This window comes from Mongoliimonas terrestris (assembly GCF_001927285.1).
GTDB classification, from domain to species: Bacteria; Pseudomonadota; Alphaproteobacteria; order Rhizobiales; family Pleomorphomonadaceae; genus Chthonobacter; species Chthonobacter terrestris.
Window position 1 is genome coordinate 328,959 of sequence record NZ_MSIG01000006.1, and the last position, 21,415, is coordinate 350,373.

General features: G+C 66.9%; 32 protein-coding genes. 11 read left to right on the forward strand and 21 right to left on the reverse strand.

All coding sequences use genetic code 11. From position 1 onward, the window contains the following. Positions 1-75: 75 nt before the first annotated feature. From BUQ68_RS11520 to BUQ68_RS23745, 19 genes are all read right to left on the reverse strand, one after another. A complete protein-coding gene (locus BUQ68_RS11520; protein WP_075216079.1) occupies positions 76-429 on the reverse strand; it encodes a hypothetical protein in 354 nt (117 codons plus the stop codon). Further along, a complete protein-coding gene (locus tag BUQ68_RS11525; protein WP_075216080.1) occupies positions 429-854 on the reverse strand; it encodes a phage tail tube protein in 426 nt (141 codons plus the stop codon). Before BUQ68_RS11525 ends, BUQ68_RS11520 begins: the two co-directional genes overlap by 1 nt. Before the next feature lie 2 nt (positions 855-856). Continuing rightward, positions 857-1,255, reverse strand: coding sequence for a DUF3168 domain-containing protein (locus tag BUQ68_RS11530; protein ID WP_075216081.1), 399 nt, complete (start codon positions 1,253-1,255; stop codon positions 857-859). A 1-nt stretch (position 1,256) separates the two neighbouring features. Next, the gene (locus BUQ68_RS11535; RefSeq protein WP_075216082.1) at positions 1,257-1,700 is read right to left on the reverse strand and encodes an HK97-gp10 family putative phage morphogenesis protein; all 444 of its coding nucleotides are present in this window, start codon (positions 1,698-1,700) and stop codon (positions 1,257-1,259) included. Then, entirely contained in the window at positions 1,700-2,032 is a 333-nt protein-coding gene (locus BUQ68_RS11540) for a phage head closure protein (protein WP_075216157.1), read from the reverse strand. Before BUQ68_RS11540 ends, BUQ68_RS11535 begins: the two co-directional genes overlap by 1 nt. Further along, positions 2,032-2,613 (reverse strand): head-tail connector protein, encoded by a 582-nt coding sequence (locus BUQ68_RS11545; protein WP_075216083.1) that lies wholly within the window; start codon positions 2,611-2,613, stop codon positions 2,032-2,034. Before BUQ68_RS11545 ends, BUQ68_RS11540 begins: the two co-directional genes overlap by 1 nt. A 55-nt stretch (positions 2,614-2,668) precedes the next feature. Further along, positions 2,669-3,064: a hypothetical protein gene (locus tag BUQ68_RS11550; RefSeq protein ID WP_139315224.1), complete on the reverse strand. Its 396-nt coding sequence runs from the start codon at positions 3,062-3,064 to the stop codon at positions 2,669-2,671. 62 nt (positions 3,065-3,126) lie between these two features. After that, a complete protein-coding gene (locus BUQ68_RS11555; RefSeq protein ID WP_075216085.1) occupies positions 3,127-4,356 on the reverse strand; it encodes a phage major capsid protein in 1,230 nt (409 codons plus the stop codon). A 14-nt stretch (positions 4,357-4,370) separates the two neighbouring features. Next, on the reverse strand, positions 4,371-5,222 hold the full coding sequence (locus tag BUQ68_RS11560) for a head maturation protease, ClpP-related (RefSeq protein ID WP_075216086.1): 852 nt from the start codon (positions 5,220-5,222) through the stop codon (positions 4,371-4,373). Beyond that, positions 5,200-6,477 (reverse strand): phage portal protein, encoded by a 1,278-nt coding sequence (locus tag BUQ68_RS11565; protein ID WP_075216087.1) that lies wholly within the window; start codon positions 6,475-6,477, stop codon positions 5,200-5,202. The genes BUQ68_RS11560 and BUQ68_RS11565 overlap by 23 nt, the downstream gene beginning before the upstream one ends. A gap of 4 nt (positions 6,478-6,481) precedes the next feature. Beyond that, entirely contained in the window at positions 6,482-8,191 is a 1,710-nt protein-coding gene (locus tag BUQ68_RS11570) for a terminase large subunit (protein WP_075216088.1), read from the reverse strand. Next, the gene (locus BUQ68_RS11575; protein ID WP_075216089.1) at positions 8,191-8,652 is read right to left on the reverse strand and encodes a sigma factor-like helix-turn-helix DNA-binding protein; all 462 of its coding nucleotides are present in this window, start codon (positions 8,650-8,652) and stop codon (positions 8,191-8,193) included. Before BUQ68_RS11575 ends, BUQ68_RS11570 begins: the two co-directional genes overlap by 1 nt. A 78-nt stretch (positions 8,653-8,730) precedes the next feature. Then, positions 8,731-9,048, reverse strand: a complete 318-nt coding sequence (locus tag BUQ68_RS11580) for an HNH endonuclease (RefSeq protein WP_075216090.1) — start codon at positions 9,046-9,048, stop codon at positions 8,731-8,733. A 158-nt stretch (positions 9,049-9,206) separates the two neighbouring features. Next, positions 9,207-10,070 (reverse strand): hypothetical protein, encoded by an 864-nt coding sequence (locus tag BUQ68_RS11585; protein WP_139315225.1) that lies wholly within the window; start codon positions 10,068-10,070, stop codon positions 9,207-9,209. A gap of 289 nt (positions 10,071-10,359) precedes the next feature. After that, positions 10,360-12,036: a DNA primase family protein gene (locus BUQ68_RS11590; protein ID WP_083656507.1), complete on the reverse strand. Its 1,677-nt coding sequence runs from the start codon at positions 12,034-12,036 to the stop codon at positions 10,360-10,362. After that, positions 12,033-13,223 carry a DUF7146 domain-containing protein gene (locus tag BUQ68_RS23060; RefSeq protein ID WP_075216093.1) on the reverse strand — a complete coding sequence of 397 codons (1,191 nt, stop codon included), beginning with the start codon at positions 13,221-13,223 and terminating at the stop codon, positions 12,033-12,035. Before BUQ68_RS23060 ends, BUQ68_RS11590 begins: the two co-directional genes overlap by 4 nt. A gap of 5 nt (positions 13,224-13,228) precedes the next feature. After that, positions 13,229-13,450: a hypothetical protein gene (locus BUQ68_RS11600; protein ID WP_075216094.1), complete on the reverse strand. Its 222-nt coding sequence runs from the start codon at positions 13,448-13,450 to the stop codon at positions 13,229-13,231. Continuing rightward, entirely contained in the window at positions 13,450-14,304 is an 855-nt protein-coding gene (locus BUQ68_RS11605) for a ParB N-terminal domain-containing protein (RefSeq protein ID WP_083656510.1), read from the reverse strand. The genes BUQ68_RS11600 and BUQ68_RS11605 overlap by 1 nt, the downstream gene beginning before the upstream one ends. Continuing rightward, on the reverse strand, positions 14,301-14,792 hold the full coding sequence (locus BUQ68_RS23745; protein ID WP_075216096.1) for a hypothetical protein: 492 nt from the start codon (positions 14,790-14,792) through the stop codon (positions 14,301-14,303). The genes BUQ68_RS11605 and BUQ68_RS23745 overlap by 4 nt, the downstream gene beginning before the upstream one ends. A 317-nt stretch (positions 14,793-15,109) precedes the next feature. Between BUQ68_RS23745 and BUQ68_RS11615 the strand changes: the two genes are divergently transcribed. Next, complete coding sequence (locus BUQ68_RS11615) at positions 15,110-15,442, forward strand: hypothetical protein (protein ID WP_139315226.1); 333 nt, start codon at positions 15,110-15,112, stop codon at positions 15,440-15,442. 58 nt (positions 15,443-15,500) lie between these two features. Here BUQ68_RS11615 and BUQ68_RS11620 read toward each other — a convergent pair whose 3' ends face one another. Together BUQ68_RS11620 and BUQ68_RS11625 are read right to left on the reverse strand one after the other, a co-directional pair. After that, the gene (locus BUQ68_RS11620; protein ID WP_075216098.1) at positions 15,501-15,746 is read right to left on the reverse strand and encodes a hypothetical protein; all 246 of its coding nucleotides are present in this window, start codon (positions 15,744-15,746) and stop codon (positions 15,501-15,503) included. Beyond that, positions 15,743-16,030 carry a transcriptional regulator gene (locus BUQ68_RS11625; protein WP_075216099.1) on the reverse strand — a complete coding sequence of 96 codons (288 nt, stop codon included), beginning with the start codon at positions 16,028-16,030 and terminating at the stop codon, positions 15,743-15,745. Before BUQ68_RS11625 ends, BUQ68_RS11620 begins: the two co-directional genes overlap by 4 nt. 55 nt (positions 16,031-16,085) lie before the next feature. Here BUQ68_RS11625 and BUQ68_RS11630 point away from each other — a divergent pair, with 55 nt between their 5' ends. The 10 genes from BUQ68_RS11630 to dnaN all read left to right on the forward strand — a co-directional run. Then, complete coding sequence (locus BUQ68_RS11630; protein WP_075216100.1) at positions 16,086-16,802, forward strand: XRE family transcriptional regulator; 717 nt, start codon at positions 16,086-16,088, stop codon at positions 16,800-16,802. 366 nt (positions 16,803-17,168) lie between these two features. Further along, entirely contained in the window at positions 17,169-17,471 is a 303-nt protein-coding gene (locus tag BUQ68_RS11635; RefSeq protein ID WP_075216101.1) for a hypothetical protein, read from the forward strand. Then, a complete protein-coding gene (locus tag BUQ68_RS11640; RefSeq protein ID WP_075216102.1) occupies positions 17,464-17,769 on the forward strand; it encodes a hypothetical protein in 306 nt (101 codons plus the stop codon). The genes BUQ68_RS11635 and BUQ68_RS11640 overlap by 8 nt, the downstream gene beginning before the upstream one ends. Continuing rightward, complete coding sequence (locus tag BUQ68_RS23750) at positions 17,762-17,905, forward strand: hypothetical protein (protein WP_175577798.1); 144 nt, start codon at positions 17,762-17,764, stop codon at positions 17,903-17,905. The genes BUQ68_RS11640 and BUQ68_RS23750 overlap by 8 nt, the downstream gene beginning before the upstream one ends. After that, positions 17,902-18,591, forward strand: coding sequence for a hypothetical protein (locus BUQ68_RS11645; protein WP_075216103.1), 690 nt, complete (start codon positions 17,902-17,904; stop codon positions 18,589-18,591). The genes BUQ68_RS23750 and BUQ68_RS11645 overlap by 4 nt, the downstream gene beginning before the upstream one ends. Before the next feature lie 2 nt (positions 18,592-18,593). Beyond that, entirely contained in the window at positions 18,594-18,824 is a 231-nt protein-coding gene (locus BUQ68_RS11650; RefSeq protein WP_075216104.1) for a hypothetical protein, read from the forward strand. A 38-nt stretch (positions 18,825-18,862) separates the two neighbouring features. Continuing rightward, positions 18,863-19,204, forward strand: coding sequence for a hypothetical protein (locus tag BUQ68_RS11655; RefSeq protein ID WP_075216105.1), 342 nt, complete (start codon positions 18,863-18,865; stop codon positions 19,202-19,204). A 49-nt stretch (positions 19,205-19,253) separates the two neighbouring features. Then, positions 19,254-20,270 (forward strand): DUF2303 family protein, encoded by a 1,017-nt coding sequence (locus BUQ68_RS11660; RefSeq protein ID WP_083656511.1) that lies wholly within the window; start codon positions 19,254-19,256, stop codon positions 20,268-20,270. A gap of 72 nt (positions 20,271-20,342) precedes the next feature. Beyond that, positions 20,343-20,669, forward strand: coding sequence for a hypothetical protein (locus tag BUQ68_RS11665; protein ID WP_075216106.1), 327 nt, complete (start codon positions 20,343-20,345; stop codon positions 20,667-20,669). Between the two features lie 6 nt (positions 20,670-20,675). Continuing rightward, a partial coding sequence (gene dnaN / locus BUQ68_RS11670; protein ID WP_075216107.1) for a DNA polymerase III subunit beta occupies positions 20,676-21,415 on the forward strand: 740 nt, incomplete at its 3' end.

A 21,415-nucleotide genomic window follows, 5' to 3' on the forward strand; every position in this document is an offset into this window, starting at 1 on the left:
CGAGGGTTCGGGGTGTCTGTCGCCAGAAGCTATCTGCATCCAGGCCGAGATCCCCCGACCAGATCCCGGACAGCTTCAGCGGGTCCCAGCCCTCGCCTTCGGAGGGCGCGCGCTGCCTGAGGCCGCCTCCGCTTTCGGGAACGCCTTGGTGAATGCCTCGGCGATCAGTTCGCCGGCACGCTGCGGACCGAGCACCGAAATCACGTCCCCGGCCTGCGCGTCGGTGATGCCCGCATGAAAACGCGCCAGACCGATGCGGAAGACGCGGCGCAGATTGCCGGCTCTGCCGGACTGGAGGATGTCGCCGAGGCGCGAGGCCTCGATATCGAACTCCTCCTCCAGGTCGACCAGCGCATTGAAGTCGAAGACGAGGGTGTAGGTCGCGCCCAGCGCTTCAAACGCGACCTCCCCGCGGAGACTGTTCGCCATCAGGCCGCGACCCCCGTCACGTAGGAGCCGGTCACCTTGAAGGTGACGGTTGCCGTCATCTTGTCGTCGGTCGGCGCCGCGGGCTCGTAGCCGGTGAGGATGCCATCGAAGGTCCAGGTCACGTCGTTCGGCCAGGTGATCCGGCACTTCACCCGTTCGCGCGCGGCGCGCACCGCCTGGATCGTGTCGTCAGCGTCCGAACCGGGGATGAAGTTCATCTCGAACGAGGCCTCGCCCGGGTCGTTGAGGCCGAGGATGAACTCACGCGTCGCGCCCGGCGACTGCATGTGCGTCGCGTCGATCACGTCGATGTTGTCGCTCGGCGGGGTGATGTCCGTCACCTCCGCGATCGGCTCCCAGGTGGTCCCGTTGTCGGTCGAGATCTCGAAGAGAGACCCATGACCGATCATCGCTTCAGTCGCCATTTTCAGCCCTCGCTGTGCCAGATGATGTAGTCGGTGGAAACGCGGTATAGCCGCTCGCCGGCGTCGACCAGCGCCGTGTATTCGCCTCGCTCGCTCTCTGCGAACGCTGCCTGGAAGGCGATATCCCCGTTGATGCCGCGCACCGATTGCATGCGCGCCAGCACGGCCCGGGCCGCTTGCTTGGCGGCGAGAAAGGTCTCCCCCCAGCAGTCGACTTGGACCCGGCTGGCAACCAGTCCGCTCGGCCCGCCCATCGTGTAGTCCCGGTCTCCATCGATGCGGTGGAGCACAATCGCGGGAAGCGCGGAGGCTTGCGGCCGCAGGACCCATTGGACACGGGAGCCCACCAACGCGGCCACCCCGTCGTCGGCGAGCAGGAATGCGACGAGCGCCTCTTCCATCTCAGCCCTTGCCCTTCGCGGCCTTCCGCGCTAACCGGGCGGCGGCCTTGTCGATCTCCACGCCGAGGCGGACGGAGATGAGGTCCAGCGCCTTCATCTTCTGGCTGTCCCAAGCCGGCCGCATGAAGGGCTGAGGCGGGTTGTCCTCGTTCCCGAACTCTTGGATGTGCGCCGCTGGGTCGCCGCTGGCGCCGACAAAGACCTCGACAGGACTCTCTCGATTATGGAGGCCGCGCTGCCGTCGGGTCAGCTTCGTCCCAACGTCGATCCCCTCGCGGAGGTAACCGACTTCCACCGGCGCCTTGCCGCGCGCTGCGCGGGCAATCGGCTCACCACCTTCGGTCAGCACGCGCCTGAGCACGTTTTTTCCCGTCGCCTTCGGCAGATCCTTGAGGGCGCGCTCCAGTTCGCGCAGCCCCTCCACCTTCACCTTCACGCGCGCCATCAGACCCGCTCCGCTCGAGCAGATGCGGTGATCTCGACGCCTTCTCGGCGGCCGATCTCCTTCGTGCCGACGATGTCGAACACCCGCCCGTCGAACAAGATGCGATCCGTGGGGGAAACATCAGCGACCGTCGTAGACCAGCGGATGCGGAAGCGGGTCGTGATCTTCGCGACGACCGCACCGGCGCTGTAGCGCTCGCTGTCACGGATGTCTTCCTTGGCGGCCAGCACGCTCGCCAGCTTCGACCAGGTCTGGATGGGTTCGTTCATTGCATCCGGCGCGGTGGTAGCGCGTTGGATCACGATCCGCCTGTCCAGGCCGCTGGCGCGCATCATAAGCTCCAGATCCGGAAGTTGGCAACCAGGCCCTCTACATCGTGCGGCACAGCGGTAGCCGCGGCGGCGCCGATTCTGCTCTCCCGGTAGGCGAACATGTCGGCGACCATCAACCGCACGGCCTGCTTGATTGGCTGCGGGACGGCCCCGGGTGCATAACCGGCTTCGTACCTGATGCGAACACCGCCTGGTCCCCATCGGGTGGCCGGCCAAGAGGTACCCCAGCTGCTCGAAAGGTAGGTATGACCGTCGTCACTCCTCACTACCCGATAGGCTGACGAAGGAAGCGTCTGCTCAATCCCGCTGGCGTCGTCGTATTTGACACTCAGAACCGTCACCACCGGCGGGCATGGGACACGGATGCGGCCTGGGCAGAAGCCTTCTGCTTCCACCTCCAAGGTCTGGAGGGCGAGCGAACGCCCCAGCAAACCATCCGGGCCTGCCAGCAAGCCGCTAGCGGCCAGGATGTATTCTTCCAGCAGAGGGTCGAATTCGTCACTCGTCTCGTTCAGATGCCGGCGCATCTCCTCGATGGAGACAACCAGGTCTGTGGGCGGCGTGATCACGGTGACGGTCATGGATGCGCGCACCTCTGACGAACGGCCGGGGCGGGCTTGCCCGCCCCGATCGCGTTCACTGCTTCGCCGCGTCGCCGTAGACGCTGAGATCCAGGCCCTGGCCGGCGAACTTCGGGTCGGTGGGTTCCCGACGGTTCGGGTCGTTGAAATCGATGCCGTTCTGAACGGCCGACGTTCCGGCCCGCGGGTTGTTTTCCACGGCGGGGTGGTCCGCAGCGGCCGCGACCGCGGCCTTGATCTCCGGTTCCATGAAGGCGCCGCTGGCGGCGTCCATCTCCGCAGCCGGAGCCGGGTTGGTGACCGCGCTGTTGGCCGGGAGACGGCCCTCCGCTTCAGCGGCCGCAGTGGCCCTCTCGGCCTTCTCCGCGGCTGCTTCGGCGTTCTTCTTCGCGAGGTCCTCCGCACTATCGGCGGGCGACTGGTTCGCAATTGGGGTGGCTTTCTTCGCCATGATCGTCGTCTCCATTGGAATGGGAAGAGGCAGCCGAAGCCGCCTCTCAGTGGCGTGCCTCGTCAGGAGGCCGCCATCTTCAGGAAGCGGAGCGGCTCGGGATTGAGCAGGCCGCCGCCGACGCGCTTGGTGGTGTAGAAGTGGACGAACGGCTTGTTGGTGTAGGGATCGCGAAGCACCCGAAGGCCGACACGGTCGATCACCAGATAGCCGCGCCGGAAGTCGCCGAACGCGATCGGGATGGCGCTGGCCGCCATGTTCGGCATCGCCGGCATCTCCGTCACCGGATAGCCCGCGATCATGGCCGGCTGGCCCGCCTGGAAGGAGGGCTGCCAGATGTAGTTGCCCTGGCCGTCCTTCAGCTTCCGGATCCGAGCCTGGGTCCCACGGTTCATCAGGAACCGGGCCTCCGCCGTGTACTCCTGCGGGATGGCGTAGGTCAGGTCGATGATCTCGTCGGTGGTCACGGCCGCGGCGGCGGCGGCCGTGTTGACGAGGACTGCGCCCCAGGGGTGCGCGGCCGCGTTCGCCGCCCCGGTGGCATAGGTCAGTAGGCCGTTCGGCTTGTTGGTGCCGTTGCCAGAGATGAAGGCGATGCCCTCCTGATAGGAGAACTCCAGCTCCACCTCGTTCGCGATCCACTGCTCCAGGTTCACCTCCGCGTCGTCCAGCATCTGCTGGGTCGCCGCCGGGTTCGCGTAGAGCTCGCCGGTCGCGTAGCTGAGCGAGCCGAGCGTGGGCGTGGTGGTCTCCGGCCGAGCCGCGGTCTCGCCCACCCAGCCGGATCCGGTCCCGCGGGAGTTGAACAGCTTCTTGAAGCCGGCGCCGGAGATCTGCTGGACCGACGCGATCTGGCGCATGGCCGAGACCTGCACCAGCTTGTCGGTGACGGTGCGGTCCCACTCCACCGGCGCCAGGTAGCCGCCCTCCGCATCCGCGCCCTTGTTGAGGCTCGCCTGCACCGCGCCGCTCCGGAAGTGGGCGCGGAAGCTGTCGGTGTACTCCTTGTCCTTGACCTTGGAGCCGGCGCCGCCGAGCTGAGCGGCGGCGATCTTCACCGCCATGTCGTCCACGGCCTTCTGCAGCTCGCCGACGGCGGCGTTGATGCGTTCGACCTTCTCGTTCTTGACGACGTCTTCCTGGCCCTTCTTGAGGGCGGTGAGCTGCTCGGTGTGCTCGGCCTTGAAGGCTTCGAAGGCCCTGTTCAGATCCGAGATCAGCGCAGTGGCGCTGCTGGCGTCGGCGCGCACGGACACGAGGCCCCGGCGGCCGAGGGGCGTATGCATAGTCATGTTGGGTGATCCCTTCAGTTTGTCAGGGTCATGATCAGCCGACGCAGGTCGGCTTCCAGTTCGCCAGCGCCGGGCATGGCGTTGGCGGCAGCGCCGGGCATGCCGCCCTTAAGATCAGCGATGACGCTTTTGCGCTCGCTTCGGGTCATGTTCGGGTTGGCCCGTGCGAGAGCGGCGTCGATCCGCCGGACGGCTGCCAGCGACTTGGCGCCGGTATCCGCGCGCTCCTCGATCTCTGCGGAGGGGAGCAGCTCGTCGGCAAGTCCGGCATCGATCGCCTGGGAGCCGTTGAACCAGGTCTCCTTGTCCATCCACGCCGCGGCTTCGGTCTTTTTCACGCCCGATCGGCTGGCGTAGAGGCTGGCCATTGCGTCATCGAAGGGCTCCAGCGTTTCCGCCGCTTCCCGCATGTCATGGCGATTGCCCACGGCGACGGCCCAGGCATTGTGGACCATGAGGAAGCCGATTTCGGAGATCTGTATCTGGTCGCCCGCCATGGCGATGATCGATGCTGCGGACGCGGCAAGGCCCATCACCTTCACGGTCACCTTGTGCGGATGCTCGCGCAGCAGGTTATAGATCGCGATGCCCTCGAAGAAGTCTCCGCCGGGCGAGTTCACGTTCACCGTCACGTCGCGGCCGCCGATGGACCTGAGCGCGGCGGCGACGCGCTTCGAGGTCACGCCCTCGCCGGTCCAGAAGTCTTCCCCGATCACGTCGTAGATCGAGATCACGCCGGCATCGCCCTCGGTGGCGGCGTGGATCCCTGGCTTCCAGCGCGCAAGAGCCTTGTCGGCCGGGACCGGCGACAGGTCGTCCGACAGGCTGTCCAAGGCCTTGATCTCAGGAAGATGCCGGAGGCTCATCGTTGCTTTCCTCTGCGGGCGCCTGCCCAGCCGGCGGAGACAGATCATCCCGCGCTTTCAGGTTCATGAGGCTGCGCACCTCGTCGACATGCATCCACGGCTGATGGCCGCCGGAGCCGAGTGCCTTGGCGAAGAAGTCGGCCTGATCCTTGAGAGAGCCGCGCAGGAGCGCGCCCTCGTTGAACTTCGGCTTGAAAGTCTTCTTCTCATCGCCGACCAGCAGCGTCCGGCGGATCGCCTGCTCCCAGGCCGTGAACCAGTTCGACAGCCCGTAGCGGACGAAGCCGATGCCGAGTTGCTCGATGCCGGTTCCCCAACTCGTGTCATCGACGCCGAGGAGCGGTCTCGGCACGCCGAACGTCCGGGCGATCTCCTCGATCTGGTGCTTGCGCATCTCCAGGTGCTGGTTGTCCTCGGCGGTGCCGGCAAACTGCTTCGGCTCCATGCCCTCTTCTAGGATGAGCCACCGATGGGCGTTCTCGGCCCCAGCGTAGCGGGCTTCCAAACTGTCCCGGAGGTTGCGATAGGCAGCATCGCCCAGGTTCTTCGGGTGTGTGATAGCCCCGCCGACCAGCATCCCATTCCGGAAGAGCCGGGACGCGGCCTCTTCGGTGCTGAGCGCCAGACCGATTGCCTCGGCCGCCTGGCGCACCAGCGACATTCCTGAGATGCCGTCGAGCGAGAGTGCGCGCAGGTGGAACATGTCTTCCGGCTCGATCAGCCGGCCGCCATCGATCCGATACCGAACCGCCCAGGTGACGTCGTCTTGCACTGGCTCTACGCGATCCGGGCAAATCGGAACCAGGCGGATCACCCGCCCGCGCGAGCGGATCACAAGGGCGAAGGCATTCCCGTAGAGCAGCGCGTTCAGCTGCATGTGGCTTCTGAAGTCGAAGGCCGTCTGCCAGTTGTTCGGCTCCGAGTAGAGCACGTCATAGAGCGGATGATCCGCGGCCTTGTCACTGTCGAAATCGTCCCCCCGGAGGAGGTGCAGCGGAAGCATCCCGATCGCGTAGGAGATCAGGCTGACGCAGCGATAGACCGTCGTGTTCTTGAGCGCGAGGCGCGGATTGACGATGGTGCCGGAGGCCGTCTGCCCGCCCCCACGCAGGAATTCGACCAGCCGCGGATCGCGGAGGCTGTCAAAGCTCTCGCCGAGAGCTTTCGGCCCTTCATAAGGGCGGCCGACCGCCGGAGCGGAGACCGCCTCTGCAGGATGGGCGTCCTGGCGGCGTGGTATCAGCGGCACTCGCATTCGCTTACACCATCAGGATGCCGCGGGTTTCGTAAACGGAGGCGCCGATGGCCTCCGGGTTCTTGGACATGAGGGCGACCGCATCGAAGACAGCCATCACCGGGTCGATCTTGGCCGACCCAGCCGCCGCCTTTGTCACCATCGTCGCGTTGCCACGCGTCTCAGTCCGGGCATTCGAGGCAGCCCACGATAGGAGCGCCTGCCCACAGTGGGTCAACGAACCGTCGGCGAGTTTCCGCTCTACGGTCTTTACCGACCCCTGCAGCTGCCAACCCTGGCTGACGCCCACCACCCGCGCTTTGCCGGTGGCGTCCGCCTCCGAAGTGCTTCCAACGCCGATCTCGGCCAGGGCATCGACGATGCCGCCGACACTCGCCGGGTCGAGGCCGATGGAGTGCAGCTTTCCAGTCGCGTTGATCCGCTGCACCAACGCGACTAGGTCGTCCAGGTCATCACCGAGACGGTCTACGACGACCAGGTCGCCGGCCGCCTCGAAGTCCCTGAGACGCGCCGCCTCCGACTTGCGCCGCTCCAGCACCGACGGGTGAGCCCAGCTGCGGCCCCAGAAACGCCAGCGCCTGCTGTCTTGCGCCTGCCGACCAACCACCGCCAGCGACAGGAGGTCGTCCAAGCCGCCCCCGTCGATGCCGAGCGTCACCACTTCCGAGCTGTCCAGAAGCTCGTCAAGGCCGAGGCCTGCCTCCGCTTGCACATCCCAGTAGTCAACGCCGGGCCACCGGTCGCGGCGCAACCGCTGTCCGATGGGCACGTTGAGGTGCTTGGCTAGGAAGGTCTGCCGGTCCTCGCCTTCGCTGTTGCCGTTGATCGCCTCTCGGAGCTTGCGCTCCAACCAATCCTGGCTGACCGACCGGCCGATGTTGGGGTTGGTCACGTAGAAGTTCGAGGGATCCAAATAGGCCTCGGACTCCAGCATCGCCTCCGGCCACTCGTAGAGCACCCCGAGTGAGTTCGGGTCCAGGATCACGCCGTCGCGCACGTCGCGGAAGTAATCCAGCTTCGTCTTCCACACCCCGGAAGGCGGCTCGTCGGAGTGAGTTGTCAGGTAGACCACAAAGCCTTCTGGCCGGCTGACCAGGCCGCCCGTCGCCTCTTGCAGCATGGCGGCGGCATTCGGCTTCTTGCCGAAGAGCCACAGCTCATCAACGAGCACGAAACCCGCCTTCTTGCCGGAGACCGTATCGCTGTCGGCCGCCACGATCTTCAGCGTCGCCCCGGTCACCCGGTGGGTGATGGTGCGCAGGTGAGTCTGGACGTGAAGAAGGTCCCGCAGCTCCTCGTCGGCTTTCACCATGCCCGCGGCAGGGTTGAACGAGTTGTTGGCAACCTCCATGGTCGGCGCCAACAGGAGCAGTTCGTTCGAATGCCGCCAGTTCCGGATGAGCGCCGTGACCATGATGCCGGCGGCAATTGTGGACTTCGCGTTCTTCTTCGAAATGAGCAGCAAGAAGTCCGAGATCCGGCGCTTGGCCGTTCCGGCATCGTAGGCGCCGAAGATGGCGGCGACGAAGTCGAACACCCAAGGCTCGCAGCACTCGCCGAAGGTCGGCATCCCTGGGACGTCCACCACCCGCAGGCTCTTGAACACGGCAAGCGCCGCATCCGCCTCCTCTGGGAAGAGTGGATCGAACGGCACGAGCGAGCGTCCCTCGACGATCCGCGCCTGCCAGTCCGGACAGGCGGTAGACCAGCGCATCAGTTCATCAGCCGGGGCGGTGAAGGCGGCGCGAACTTGCCGGCGACCTGCTGAGCTGCTTCGACCTGCATCTCCTTCTTGCCCTTGCGCACTGGCGAGGCCACACCGCGGTTGACGATCCGTTCCGAGAGCGCCTTTTCATCCAGCCGGGCGAACCGGGCGAGCAGCTTGTCGATCGCCTGAACGTTGCCGGTCCGAGCCTGCTCCACCAGCGCGGCGAGCGCGGCGCCCTCCACCCGGGCACGGGCCTCGGCCTTCTCCTTGAGCTCCCGAAAATAATGCTTCCGCAAAGTCGGCGGCGTGACGCCAAGCGCGGCCGCGATGCTTTCCATGGACCAGCCGAAGGCTGCTAACACCATGACTTGTCTGCGTTTTTCGTCCGTTTGGACATGCGGAGGCCGCCCGCGCTTCGCCGATCCTTCCGGAATCGGGTCGCCGAGCAGGTCATATTCCACCGCCATCAAAAAAATCTCCGAATGAGATGATCGCCGGTCCAGGCACCAGCGCCTGGGGGGCTTTTGACCCCCCCCCCTTCCGCCTCAGCGGGTGGCCTTGCCGCGCCTCTGCCCGAGGTGGTCTTCCTTCACCCGGTTGTCGCACTGCCTGCACACGGCACGGAGGTTCGCCAGGGTGTCAGCCCCACCATTGCGACGCGACACGATGTGGTCTGCGATGGTGGCCTTGTGCGTACATCCAGGCATGGCTATCTGGCAGACGAAGCGATCACGCTTCAGGCAGGCGATGCGCAGCGCTTGCCACTCGGCGGACCCGTAGAAACTGTCCGCTTGTTTCGGCGGCACGGTCACTACGGCAGTGGAGACACGAGGGACCATCGGCGAAAGCGACTTCAGCTTCACGCTGTGGCTCCAATCACGGCTGACGCGAGAAGGCGCAGCAACGGCCGCGGGTCGGTGATCGCAGCCAGAAACGCAAAACCCCGGCAGCGCGACCGCTCCGGGGTTTCGTCTAGACCTTTTTGTGTGTGACAAGTGATGCACCAAGCTTACGCCGCAAGTCAAGCGTTCTCTGGATTTCTCTTCGAGCCCTTCCACAGCGGTCCGGCGACGGGCCGAACGATTCGCATCGGCTGTCGGCGCCGAGGCGTGACCAGGTCTGGCAGCACGCGGGCCGGTGTGGCTTCCCAAGGCCGGATTGGCAACGCAGACGGCAGGAGGTCGATCTCGTCGAGGGTGCCGGCGAGCACCTCGTGTAGCTCGTCAAGCGCAGCACGCCACAGCTCCGCCCAGCACCGGTCTACCAGCACGCCCACGGGATCCGGGTCGAGATAGGGCTTCTGATAGGCGCCCTCGAAGGGGCGCTTGGCTCGGGCGTCGTACCCGTCGAGCTCGACGTCATACGGCAGCCCGCACGCGTCCACCGCGGCCACGCGCCGGAACCAGCGGGGTTGCCCGTTGGCCCTGGTCTGCACCCGGCGCTCCGGCGCGTCCAGGCGCAGGTCGGGCAGCCCAAGGATGGCCGCGGTGCAGATCACCTGTGACATCCGGCGGCGCGGCTTCCCACCCATCGCCACTACACCGGCGCGCACGGCCGCCTCCACGGCCGGGCGGCAGTCGTAGAGCTCGACATCCTCGAAGCCGCACCAGGCCTCCGGCATCGTGACATCCAGTTTGTCGAGCCCCTGCACCGCTTCGTGGATCTTCACCGCATCAGGGTTCGGCTCGTCGTAGAGCTTGGTTGGGTCGGGCAAAACGCCGAACACGTTGTCCGGAAGTGCCCAAAGCCTCGCCACCATGCTCGCAGCCTCATGGCCGCCGACGATCCGCCCAGGCCCAAAGCTCTGCAGGATTCCGCCGCCATGCACCGGCCCTGCCGTCAGCCCCTCGCAATAGGCCCAGGCCACCGCCTTCTCCACCGTCATCGACCGCATCGTGAAGCCCTTTCCGGCCATTTGGGAGGATTGATCTCGACATGGGAGGGACAATCACAAACCTCCCACGTGTAAGTCTCTGTTCTGAAAGGCTTTGGGAGGATGTGGGAGGATTGGGAGGTTTATTCCGTCTGTATGTAAGGAATCGTTTTCCTTCATTACGTGTAACGCGCGAGAAACCTCCCAATCCTCCCAAACCCTCCCATTCAATTGAAAACTAATGGCTTGCACGTGGGAGGATTGGCTTCGTTGCCTCCCATTTGGGAGGTTCGACCCTCCTTCAGCCTCTATCCGGCGCGTGGTCGGCCTCCATGGGCGCGCCGCCGGGCAGGTCTTCGTAATCCGTCACTGTCTTCCGCAGCCGCACGCCCAGCCACCACATCACGTTCGATTGCTTGGATCGGTAGCCCCGCTCCTTCATCGCCCCCGCGAGGCCCTTAGGCGTCCATTCCTTCTCGCCAGCACCGCGGGCCCAGGCGCAGAACACCCGATGGAACACGCTCGCCTGCTCGCGCCCGCCCGGGTCCGCCTCAACGGCGTCCGCCAGGAACCTCCCCAGCGGGTCGCTGTCGTCCCGGTAGGCCTCCGTGGCGTCGAGCACGATCTCCGGCCACTGCATACCGTTCTCCAGCCAGTCCCGAAGGCCGTCGAGAAGCCGGTTAAGAATGCCGGAGGCCTCCCCTGCCAGCTTGCCCGGCAGGGCCCTGTCTGGGGCCGCCACGGTCACGCTGAAGGGCACCAGCACCAAGCGTCGCCAGATACCCTCGTCTGTGCCGTCGATCGCCGGCCGGTAGTTGCCGCTCATGGTCAGCTTGAAGGCCGGCCGGAACTTGAAGTAGTCGCGGTTGAGATGGCGAGCCTGGATGGGCTCGCCGCCCGTCACCAGCTTGATCAGGGCCTCGGCGAGCTTCGCCCCCTTCTCCGGCTCGGATGTGCGCAGGAACCGAATGCCGGGAAGAATGGCGAGGTCCGGTGTTGCGGCGCCCGCGTTCCGCCCGCGCCCTTGGTCAAGAAAGGTCTCGATCGGGACCGTCTCCCCATAGTCGCCGGCCACCAGTCCCCACGCATCGACCAGGGTGGATTTGCCGTTCTTGCCCTTGCCGTAGAAGAAGCAAAGCTTCTGCTCGCCGACATCACCCGTGAGGCTGTAGCCGCCCCACTGGTGCAGAAAGCGCCTCATCTCTGGCGGCGCCTGGATCTCGGCGAAGAACCCGTCATAGGCCGGGCACGTGGCGGTCGGGTCGTATATCACCGGCGCCAGCTTCGTGATCAGGTCGCGTGGGTCATGCGGGCAAAGCCGCACCAGATCGCCGTCATCACCCCCGCCTGGCGCTGGCCGGCGCATCTTCAGGGTCCCGTTGAGCACGGTAATGGCGAGCGGATCGGCGTCGAGCGCGGAAGGGTCGACGGCGAGATACGGCGCCGCCTGAATCGCCACCGGTTTCAGCTTGGAGGCCGCTTCACTGGATCGGCCCCACTTTTTCACCCGGTCCGATAGCCAGACGGCATCCTTGCTCCGCGTGGCCGGCTCGACCTCCACATCCCGCGCGCTGTTCTTCAGCACATCGGCTTCCTTCTGGATCGCCCGCACGGTCTCGTGCACGGCGCGGGTCACGACCTCGTCGGCGCCGTTCCGCGCCCAACGCCGCCCGTCCCAGGCGAGCCAGCCAAGAGCTGCCACATAGACCAGCCGGCTCTTGTTGCGGGCTGCGAACCTCTCGGCGTTGCCGAGGTCGGTCAACGGCAGCAGCGCGAGCGCCAAGTCGTCCGGGCCATCATCGCCGTCCTCCCCCGCACCCCCACGCCGGCCGCCGCCGCGCCCGCCTCCCGAATGGGAGGGTTCCGGCGAAGGAAGGTCCGAGGGTGCGGGAGCGCCATCCGGAAAGGCGTCGTCGTCCGCCACGGGCACGGCCGCGGCCACCGCGTCTCGGATAGTCTGGCGCGGGTCGTCGGTCATGCATCCCCCGTCACGGTCTCGGCCGTCGCGGCGGTAGCCGTCAGCACATCGTTGAAATCTGCCCCCGCCGGCGCCCAGGCGATGCACGCCTCCAGAGCGTGGTTGAGTCGCATGGCCCGCCGGGCCCCGCGCATCAGCGCCGCCTCGGTCGTCACCCGGTCGCTATCGCCGTCGCCAAGAAACACCACCTGGCGGAACCGCCCCGGCGGCACGAAGGCCTCATCGTCCGTCATGTCCGGCACGGGGCCCGGGTACCGCGCGCGCCGCACGCGGCCGGCCTTGTCGGCCCGTGTCAGGCTCGGGTGCACGAGCGTCTCCGCCGCCCGCCCCCCGAGATTCCCAAGATCCACCCCTACCCAGTAGGCGGTGTCTGGCCGCGCCTCGGCCACCATCACGCTCGCAGTGGTCTCGATCCCTTCGCCGACGACCAGACGTGCCGCCCCCGGCGGATCGGCAAGCCGGATTGCCCCGCCCTTCTTCGCTCCGTGCACCTTCTTGGCGGGTAGCAGCTCGCCCGTCTCAGGGGCGACAATAGTCGCCTTCCGCCCGGGCCGCGCCGGGTCGATCCACGTCACGTGCACGGCGCCAAACCGGCCGTCCGGCCGCTGCACCGCCGCCAGCATGGCAGGGCCCGAATGGAGAAGCCGGGGCCGCTCGCCCCCGTGCCAGTAGGCATGGTCGGCGATGAAGCGCACGGGCAACAGCGGCAGACTCCGCCCTGCGAGATAGGCCTCCGCCAACGTTTCGGACGCCGGCTGACCGCGCTTCCAGGTCTCGAATGCCTTTGCCCGCGCCTGCTCGCGGAACGCCGCCGCGTCGAGCTCGCGCTTGGCCTCCGCCGCCGCGCGCTCCTTCGCCCGCGCCTCCAGCATGGCCGGGTCGGGTCCCGCGGCCTCCCGGTCCGGAATCGGCCGCCCCGTCAGCACTGAGCACGCGGAAAGGAAGTCCACGCCGTCCACATACTGGACGAGCGCGATCGCATCGCCGCCCGCGCCGCTCTTGCGGCACGAAAACACGTTCTTCACGCGGTTGATCCCGAAGCGATCGACGCCTCCGCACGCTGGGCACGGCCCGATCAGCTCAGCCCCGGTGCGCCGCAGCTTCCACCCGCGCCGAATGGCCTCGCTCTCGCAGGAGACCGCGCGTGCCTCGTCGACAAAGGCCGTCAGGGCGTCACGCCGGGTCATTCCGCTCAAAGCCCCCTCCCCGCCGGCATCTCGCCCCACAGCCGGTCCGCCGCGACCAGCCGCTCCACTTTCGCCCTCGGCACGCGCAGCCCGGACGCGATCCGGTCCCACGCCCAACCCCGCGCCCGCATCCGCCGCGCCGCCTGGGCGAGCCGGCGCCGGTTGCGCCTCTGCACGAACACCCACACGGCCCCGCGGCCGCGCACGCGCATCAGCGTCCGGCACATCAGGTGGCGCGCTCCTTCGCGCCCAACTGCTGTTCCAGGTGCTCGACGATCGCGGCCTGCAGGAGATCGGACGCGACCACACCACGCATCCGCGCAGCCTTGGACCGCGCCTCGATTTGCCCCGTCTCCAGGTCAATGGTGTCGAAGGCATCGAGCAGCGCCCCGCCGGCATCCCGCCAGTCCGGGTGGTCGCCAAGCACCATTCCGATCGACTTGATTACACATGCGGTGAGGATCCCTGGGACGTTGTTGCTGGTCTCTGTCACACACTGGAGCGCGGTCACGAGCGTGTCGCGGCCATAGAGCCGATGGATGGCCTCAAGGGCGGCGACCGCCACCGTCTCGCCCTTGCCGAGAAAGCCCGCGCCTTTCGGCGAGCGCAGGATCGTCACCCCGGCAACGGCGCAGGCCTCGGCAACCGCGCGCGCCTCCGGATCCCCGGCTGCCAGCTGAGCACCGAACACGTGAAGCTTGCCCACCCGGGTCGATTGCCCGTTGATGGCCGCGAAGGCCTCCGCCTGGCGGGCCCTGTCGGCCACCACCACCTGGCAGGGCACCGTCGTGATGCCGAGCAGAAGGGCGGCGGTCGTCCTGTGCTGCCCGTCGATCACAGCGAACTTGCCGCCGGCGACCGGCGAGACAACCACCGGCGAGAATTTGATCCACTGGAACGCCCGCGCGATCGCGATCACGTTGCGTCGACCGGCGCCCTTCATTTCACGCTGGTAGCTCTCGTCCACCACCAGCTCGGCGATGGGCAGCCACTGCAGCATCGGCACGGCACCCAAGTCGGCCGGCGGCGGCAAGGGCGTAAACCCCTCCACGCCAAGAGGGCGGAAGTCGGATTCGCTCATGTCCGTTCGCCTCCGACCACCTTCAGCGTCTTCGCCCCGGCGAGATCCCGCCGGAGCTGCGCGATGCTGAGCTCGGCCGCGCTCGCCGCCCGGTCCATGATCTCCGCCTCGGCGCCCGTCAGCCGGCCGTCCTCCGCCGCCTTGGCGCCTGCGGCCATCAGCTCGGCAGCCGCGCGCATCGCCTCGGCGTGGCGGGTGAACACGTTCGCCACAACGGCGCCCTCGGCGTCCGGGTCGGAGAGGCGACGGCCGTGCAGGTCCGCCATGGCCGTGGTCACCAGCGGAAGCCCGCATTCGCCCTCGAGGGCGAGCGCCGCCGGAATGGAGATCAGGTCGCTGTCCGCCGGGCTCTGCCAGCGCGAGACCTCGCTCTTGGAGGCATGGGCAAGCTCGCCGGCGCGCACCACGCCGCCGCAGGCCTTCACCAGGTCGCGGGTGGCGCTTTTCACACGGTGGAACCAGGCGTCCGAAATCGGGTGCTGCGCCATCGGCAAAAGCCTTCTGTCAACGGGAAAACGACGCGCGTTTTCCCGTTCCGGGAACGGTTCGAAGTGGTCATGGTCAGCTCATCGCAACGCTTACGGCGGAGGTCCACGATGAGGAGCGGAAATCAGGATCGGCAGGCGCACGTCAGTGTCGACAAGGCCCGCGCGCTCGGCAGGAAGGTGCTGGCGGAGGCCTTTCATTCGGCGGCCTCGACGTCAGCGGAAGAGAAAGCCTCCGACGGCCGGGAGGGCTGGCCGTCGGAGGAGTGCCCGCGGTCTGGACGCGGGTGGGAGGACCGTGGATCGGAAGGCTCCCGGTGATGGGTCAGGGGGTCAACGCCACCAACGGCGGTCATGGCCGTTCCACCGATGCAGGTGCTATCCTCGGCTTGCGGCACCGGACAATCACCGACAGGAGAACCACCATGAAGGGAATCTTGGATGCCGCGACGGTCGCGATCAGTTGCCCGGGCTGCCGCCACAAGACCGAGAAGACACTGGGATGGCTGCAGGCGAACAACGAGATGACCTGCCCCCGCTGCGACTTCGTATTCGGTCTCGCAGACGACGAGCTGCAGACCAGGATCGCCGGCGCAGACAAGATACTCGGCAGCCTCCACCGAAAAATTCGGAGCTTCGGCAAGAAGCGATAGCTCCTCCACCGCAGCCACGAAGGGCGCCACATCGAGCGAAAGCCGGAGAGCAAGGTGTTCAGTCATGTGACGCCCCGCCTGCTCCAGTAAGCTCGGCCACGCCCCGCAGCGTCGCCTCGGCCTGTTCCCGAAGGATCGCGCAGACCTCCTGGCGAGCGGCGGCACGAACAGCGGCATGGAGGATGCCGCTCGCCTGCGCCAGCATCTCCGCCACGTCCTTCTGATCGGCACCGACCTCGGTGGAGAGCACCAGGCGGCCGTCAGGCAGGATGGTCACCGTGAGGGGTACAGTCTTGGCAGTCATTCGGCTGCCTCGCAGGGCTCGGAAGGGGCAGCCTCCGACGGACGGACGCAAGACCGGTCGACGTCGGAGGCCGGGTCCGCCGCAGGCGGATAGAGATCGGGGCGCAACTCAGTCCGGGGCACACCCGATATCCGCTCCAGCTGGAGCACGCGCTCTGTGGGTGTGCGCCGCCACTGTCCAACTGCCTGGGGCGTGATTCCAAGCGCTCGGGCAAGTGCACTGGCGCCGCCTGAAAGGTCAAGCGCTCGGGTTAAGGCTGGATCGGTGGCGTGTCTGGCGCTCATGCCTCAATTTTAAAGCACACCTTTAATCTGAAGACAAGCGAGACTTTCATAGACGATGAGCACGACAGCACTGCATCAAATGCTCATGAAAGAGCAGCTCGGCCAGGTTCTCCGGAACGCCCGTAAACGCAAAGGGATGGTGCTCCGCCAAGTAGCGGAGGCGGTAGGCGTCAGCCCGCAGGCGGTTGGGCAGTGGGAGCGCGGCCAAAACGATATTTCGATGGAGAACCTTAGGTCAGTCGCCCAGGTTCTTGGAATCGATCCGGTTGCCGCTAACCGTGGCGAGATTGTAGAGCTGGGGCCGATAAAGTCCGGATTGCCCAACGAGGCCGAACGCGTGACGGAGCCTTCGTCCGTTACCCTGGGCCCTAGGAGCGTTCCAGTTCTAGGCGTGACGGTGGGAGGAGAAGACGCCGACTTTTACATGAACGGGGACGTCGTGGACTATGTAAGGCGCCCTCCTGGTGCTGAGCAAATGCGGAAGCTATTCGCGCTTCACGTTCTGGGCGACAGTATGGTGCCGAGGTATGACCCCGGCGAGCTCGTATATTGCGGCGGTCGCGCACCTGTACCAGGTGACTACGTCGTTATAGAGATGCACCCGCAGGAATCATCTCCAGTTGGAAAGTGCTTCTTGAAAAAGATGAAACGGAGGGCCGGCGGTCGCCTCATCTGTGAACAATTTAATCCTCCGATGGAATTGAGCTTTGACCTTTATGAAATAAAAGCGATACACCGCGTGATACCGCTCAGTGAACTGCTGGGGTTTTAGTTCGCGTCTGCCTGTATCGATAGATTTTTTGCAGGCGCACCAAGGCGCCGGCACTCTAAGCAATATAGGCGGTTGCCAACATCAGCTATCGTCGCTTCAGGGCTCACCTTCAGCTGGGAAGCTCGGACCCACCTTACTCGCCCGCAATCGCAGCATTCGATTTTCAACGATCTGAGATCCTTGATCAGGGGGCTGGCGGTTCTCATCGGCGATATTCCGTTCTCAATCCGTTCCTACTGATTCCCGGACTCATCTCCAGAGTCCAGCACGAATCGCACACCGTCGCTTTAAAGCGTGTCTTTCTTTTCTCTTGTTGCTATTTTAAAGTTGTGCTTTCATCGCCTCGTTCATCCAGACGAGGCCACCATGCACCAGACCTGTTCCTGCTCCGCTTGCGCTGCCACGCCACTGCCGCCCATCGCGCCGCCTGAGGGGCGCACGGCCACCCACGACGGCTACATCTGGCCGCTCTCCCGCCCCGCCATGTCAGACCCGCCCGCGATCCGCCGCCGCATGGCGGAGGACGTCCGACGGTTGATCCGCCACGTCGGCGCCGAGGCGGTCACGGCCGAGGACATGGTGCGCCTCGGCTGGCTCAGTACCCAGGTGAAATCCCACGGCGCCGCCGCGGTCCGCCTCGCCACCGAGGAGGGCCCCCACCATGGCTGAGACCGCCGGCCCCACCCTATCCGTCTACATCGGCCTTCTTGCCTTCGCCCTGATCGGCGGGTGGATCTGGAGCCTTGTCCGCGGCGGCAAGGTCGTCACCGAACAGATGCACGGCGACGAGACGGCCGAGATTGAAGCGGCCGCCAGGCGCGACGAGCGCCGCCGCAACGAGCGCCTCGCCGACCGCGAGCGCCGCGCAGTCGCCGAAGCGGAAGCCCGGGACTACGTGATGTTCCTGGACCCGCCCGAGGCCGCCTTCATCCGCAACGCCTACGAGGGGCGCCGCAACAATGCGTGAGATCGACGTCACGGCGCGGCTCCGCCCACGCATCGCGCCCCTGTGGCTGACGCCGCGCCTGGACGCAGTCGCCGCCGCCATCATCGCCGCCGGCCTCATGGCCCACTTCATCGCCGCCCTGGGGAGCAGCCTGTGAGCGTGCACTGGATCCAGACCGCCTCCGGTCGTGCCGTCGACATGGTCGAGCCGGCCGCCGAGATGATCGACTTTCCGGTCGACGTGGCCCCGGCCCTCGCCCGCCTTCCCCGCTTCGGCGGCCAGGTGCAGGCCGGGCCCTACTCGGTCGCCCAGCACTGCGTCGTCGGCGCTGGCGTCATCCTGGAGGAGACCGGCCGCGCGGACATCGCCGCCGCCTTCCTGCTGCACGATGCGCACGAGGCCTACCTCGGCGATCTCACCCGTCCGCTTCAGAACGCCCTCGCCTACTTCGCGGGCCTCGCCGGCGGCGCCTACTCCCTCGGCGCCATCGACAAGGGCGTGCAGCGCGCCCACTGCAACAAGGCAGTGGAGGAGGGCATCGCCCTCATCCGCAGTCGCTTCGACGCGGCCATCTTCGCCGCCGCCGGTGTGCCGCTGCCGCACTGGCACGACGAGATCGCCCGCTCCGTCCGGCACACAGACGACCGGATGCTGGAGATGGAGCGCCTGCAGCTGTTCGGGCCGTGCGAGCGCCCCTGGACAGCCGACCCGGAGCGCAAGCTCCGTCCCATCCGCCAGCACGGCAAGCTCCGCATCTGGTCCTGGCCGGATGCCGCCGACCGATGGATGGAGCTGTTCGCCAAGCTCTGCCCGGCCGGCATCCGCACCACGGCGAGGGCGTGAGCATGGCGAAGACACCCTCCCCCGCCGCCCTGGCCGAGTTGCGCGACGCCAAGGCCGAGGCGCTGGCCGCCGCCAAGCCGCGCACCGCCAAGGCCATGGTTCTCGCCCGCGACCTCCACACGATCACGCACGAGCTGCTGCGCGCCGAGGTGAAGGCCCGCGCCGCCGCCAAGCCCACCCGCCGCGCCCGCCGGTGCGACGACGATGCGCCCGGCCTCTTCGCCGGCGCCTGACCTCAGCCGCGCTCACACGAACCTGGAGACCACGACCCATGCGACGCATCCGCGACGCGCAGACCATCATCGGCATGCTGGAGGGCGGCGAGGTCGCCCAGGCGTTCGCCAGCGAGCTCACCGAGACCCTGGCCAAGCTGAAGGAGCTCGCCGGCGACAGGCCGAAGTCCAAGGCCAAGGGCAGCGTGACCCTGAAGCTCTCCCTCGAGGTCGAGGCCGGCGCGGTCACGATCGTCGCCGACATCGACAGCAAGCGCCCGAAGCCGCAGCGCGGCTCCTCCTTCTACTGGGTCACCGACGACGGGGCCCTCTCCACCGAGCACCCGCAGCAGACCGACATGTTCGCCGGTCCGCGCGCCGCTGCCCCGCCCTCGGCCTGACGGCCGACCCGCCACTCACCCGCTCACTCCCTGACCCAGCGAGACCATCATGACCGACGAGACCCAAGCCCCGCCTGCCGAGCCGGCCGGCACCACCCTCTACAGCGCCGAGCCGCTCCAGGCCGTGTCCAGCGCCGTTCACCTGGAAGGCGACACGATCGACCGCATCGCCGACCTCGGCCGCCGCGCGGCCGGCGCGGAGATCGATTTCCTGGACATGCCGGAAGGCATTCCCGGCGTGCCCGAATGCGTGCCGGTGCAGATCATTCACGGCGACCAGCCGGCCATCCGATCGCTCCGCCCGCTGGTCGACGAGTGGCGCCGCTACCCCGAGCGCAAGGTCGGTACAGCCAAGGCCTACACTCTCGACAGCTTCATCGAGCTCTCGGAGTACCACGCCACGGAGCATAGCGTCGTCTTCGCGGACACCGACTGGCGCAAGCCCGTGGTCACCACGGTGGTCGACTACCACCAGGACTACATCGCCGGCGGCTGGCCCGACCACGGCAAGCACCGCATCGTCTACGCCTTCCCGCTTTCGGAGGAGTGGAAGGCCTGGACCGGCCAAGACGGCAAGCCGATGGAGCAGGCCGAGTTCGCCGCCTTCCTGGAGGACCGGATCGCCGACCTCGCGAGCCCCCTCGACCAGGAGCGCGCCGACTATGAGCGCCTCTTCTCCACCAAGCTCGCGACGCCCGCCGAGCTGATCCAGCTGTCCCGTGGCCTCTCGGTCAACGTGGAATCCAAGGTCGCCAACCACGTGCTGCTGCAGTCCGGCGAAGGCCAGATCGTCTTCGAGGAAACCCACAAGGACAGCGCCGGCAACCTGATCAAGGTGCCCGGCCTCTTCATCCTCCAGGTCGCCCCGTTCTTCATGGGCGAGCTTGTCCGGATCCCCGTGCGCCTCCGCTATCGCGTGAAGGCCGGCTCGCTGGTCTGGTTCTACCAGATCTACCGGCCCGACCTGCACATCACCGAGCGCGTCCGCACCGACCTCGACAAGGTCCGCGAGAAGCTCTCGGCCGCGACCGTGGTCGAGGGCGCCCCGGAAATGCCCGGCGCCTGACCGCGCCCTGCCGTCCGTTCTGCCGGCGACCTTGCGCCGCCGGCAGCGCCGACGCCAGACGAGGATCATCCGATGACCATCTCCCACCAGACCGCTCTCGATATCGCTTGCGCCTATCGCGAGATCGAGACCGCTGAGGAATTGCTCAAGGGTCTCAAGGAGGCCAAGAGCAGATTTGAGACGCCGGACATTAGAGACGTGTTCGGACGGCCGCATGGCGGGCTGCAGCTTGGCGTTCCGTCAGGCAATAACAGCCAGCGGCTCTTCAACGTGCCTTGGTCCATCGCAATACCGGTGATCGAGCTGCACATCGCCACTCAGCGCGCGGCGATCGAGACGCTCTGCCAGCAGGCGCGGCTCGAGCTCGACCATTTCCCCGTCGCGACAACGGAGGGCTGACCTCCCATGCACATCACCATCCCCCGCGCCGCCCTCGCCCAGGCCACCGGCCTGGTGCAGCGGATCGTGGAGCGCCGGAATACCATCCCGATCCTCTCCAACCTCGCGCTCATCGCTGAGGACGGCACGCTCACCATCGTGGCGACGGACCTCGACATCGAGGCGCGCACCACGGTGCAGGCGACCATCGTCCGGTCAGGTCGCATCACGGTCCCCGCCCACATGTTCGCTGACGTGGCTGGCAAGCTGCCGGACGGCCTCGTCACGATCGACGACGGCAAGGCCGACGGGCGCCTGGTCGTCAGCGCCGGCCGCTCGCGCTTTCAGCTGCAGACCCTGCCGTTCGACGATTTCCCGCCGATGACCGCGGAGGATCTGCCGACCCGGTTCGAACTGCCGAAAGCCGACCTGGAGCGAATGTTCGGCCGGACCCAGATGGCAGTCTCAACCGAGGAGGTCCGTTACTACCTGAACGGCGTCTTCCTCCACGCACCCCCCGGCGTGGACCCGCCCGTGCTTCGCGCCGTTGCCACCGACGGCCACCGCTTGGCGCGGCTCGACGCGCCGCTCCCCGCCGGAGCCGCCGGCATGCCCGGCATCATCGTGCCCAGGAAGACGGTCGGCGAAGTCCTCCGCCTCGCCAAGGCGCCCGGCGACACGATCGCCGTCGAACTCTCCGATGCGAAGATCCGCATAACGTTCGGTACGACGATCATCACCTCCAAGCTGATCGACGGCACCTTCCC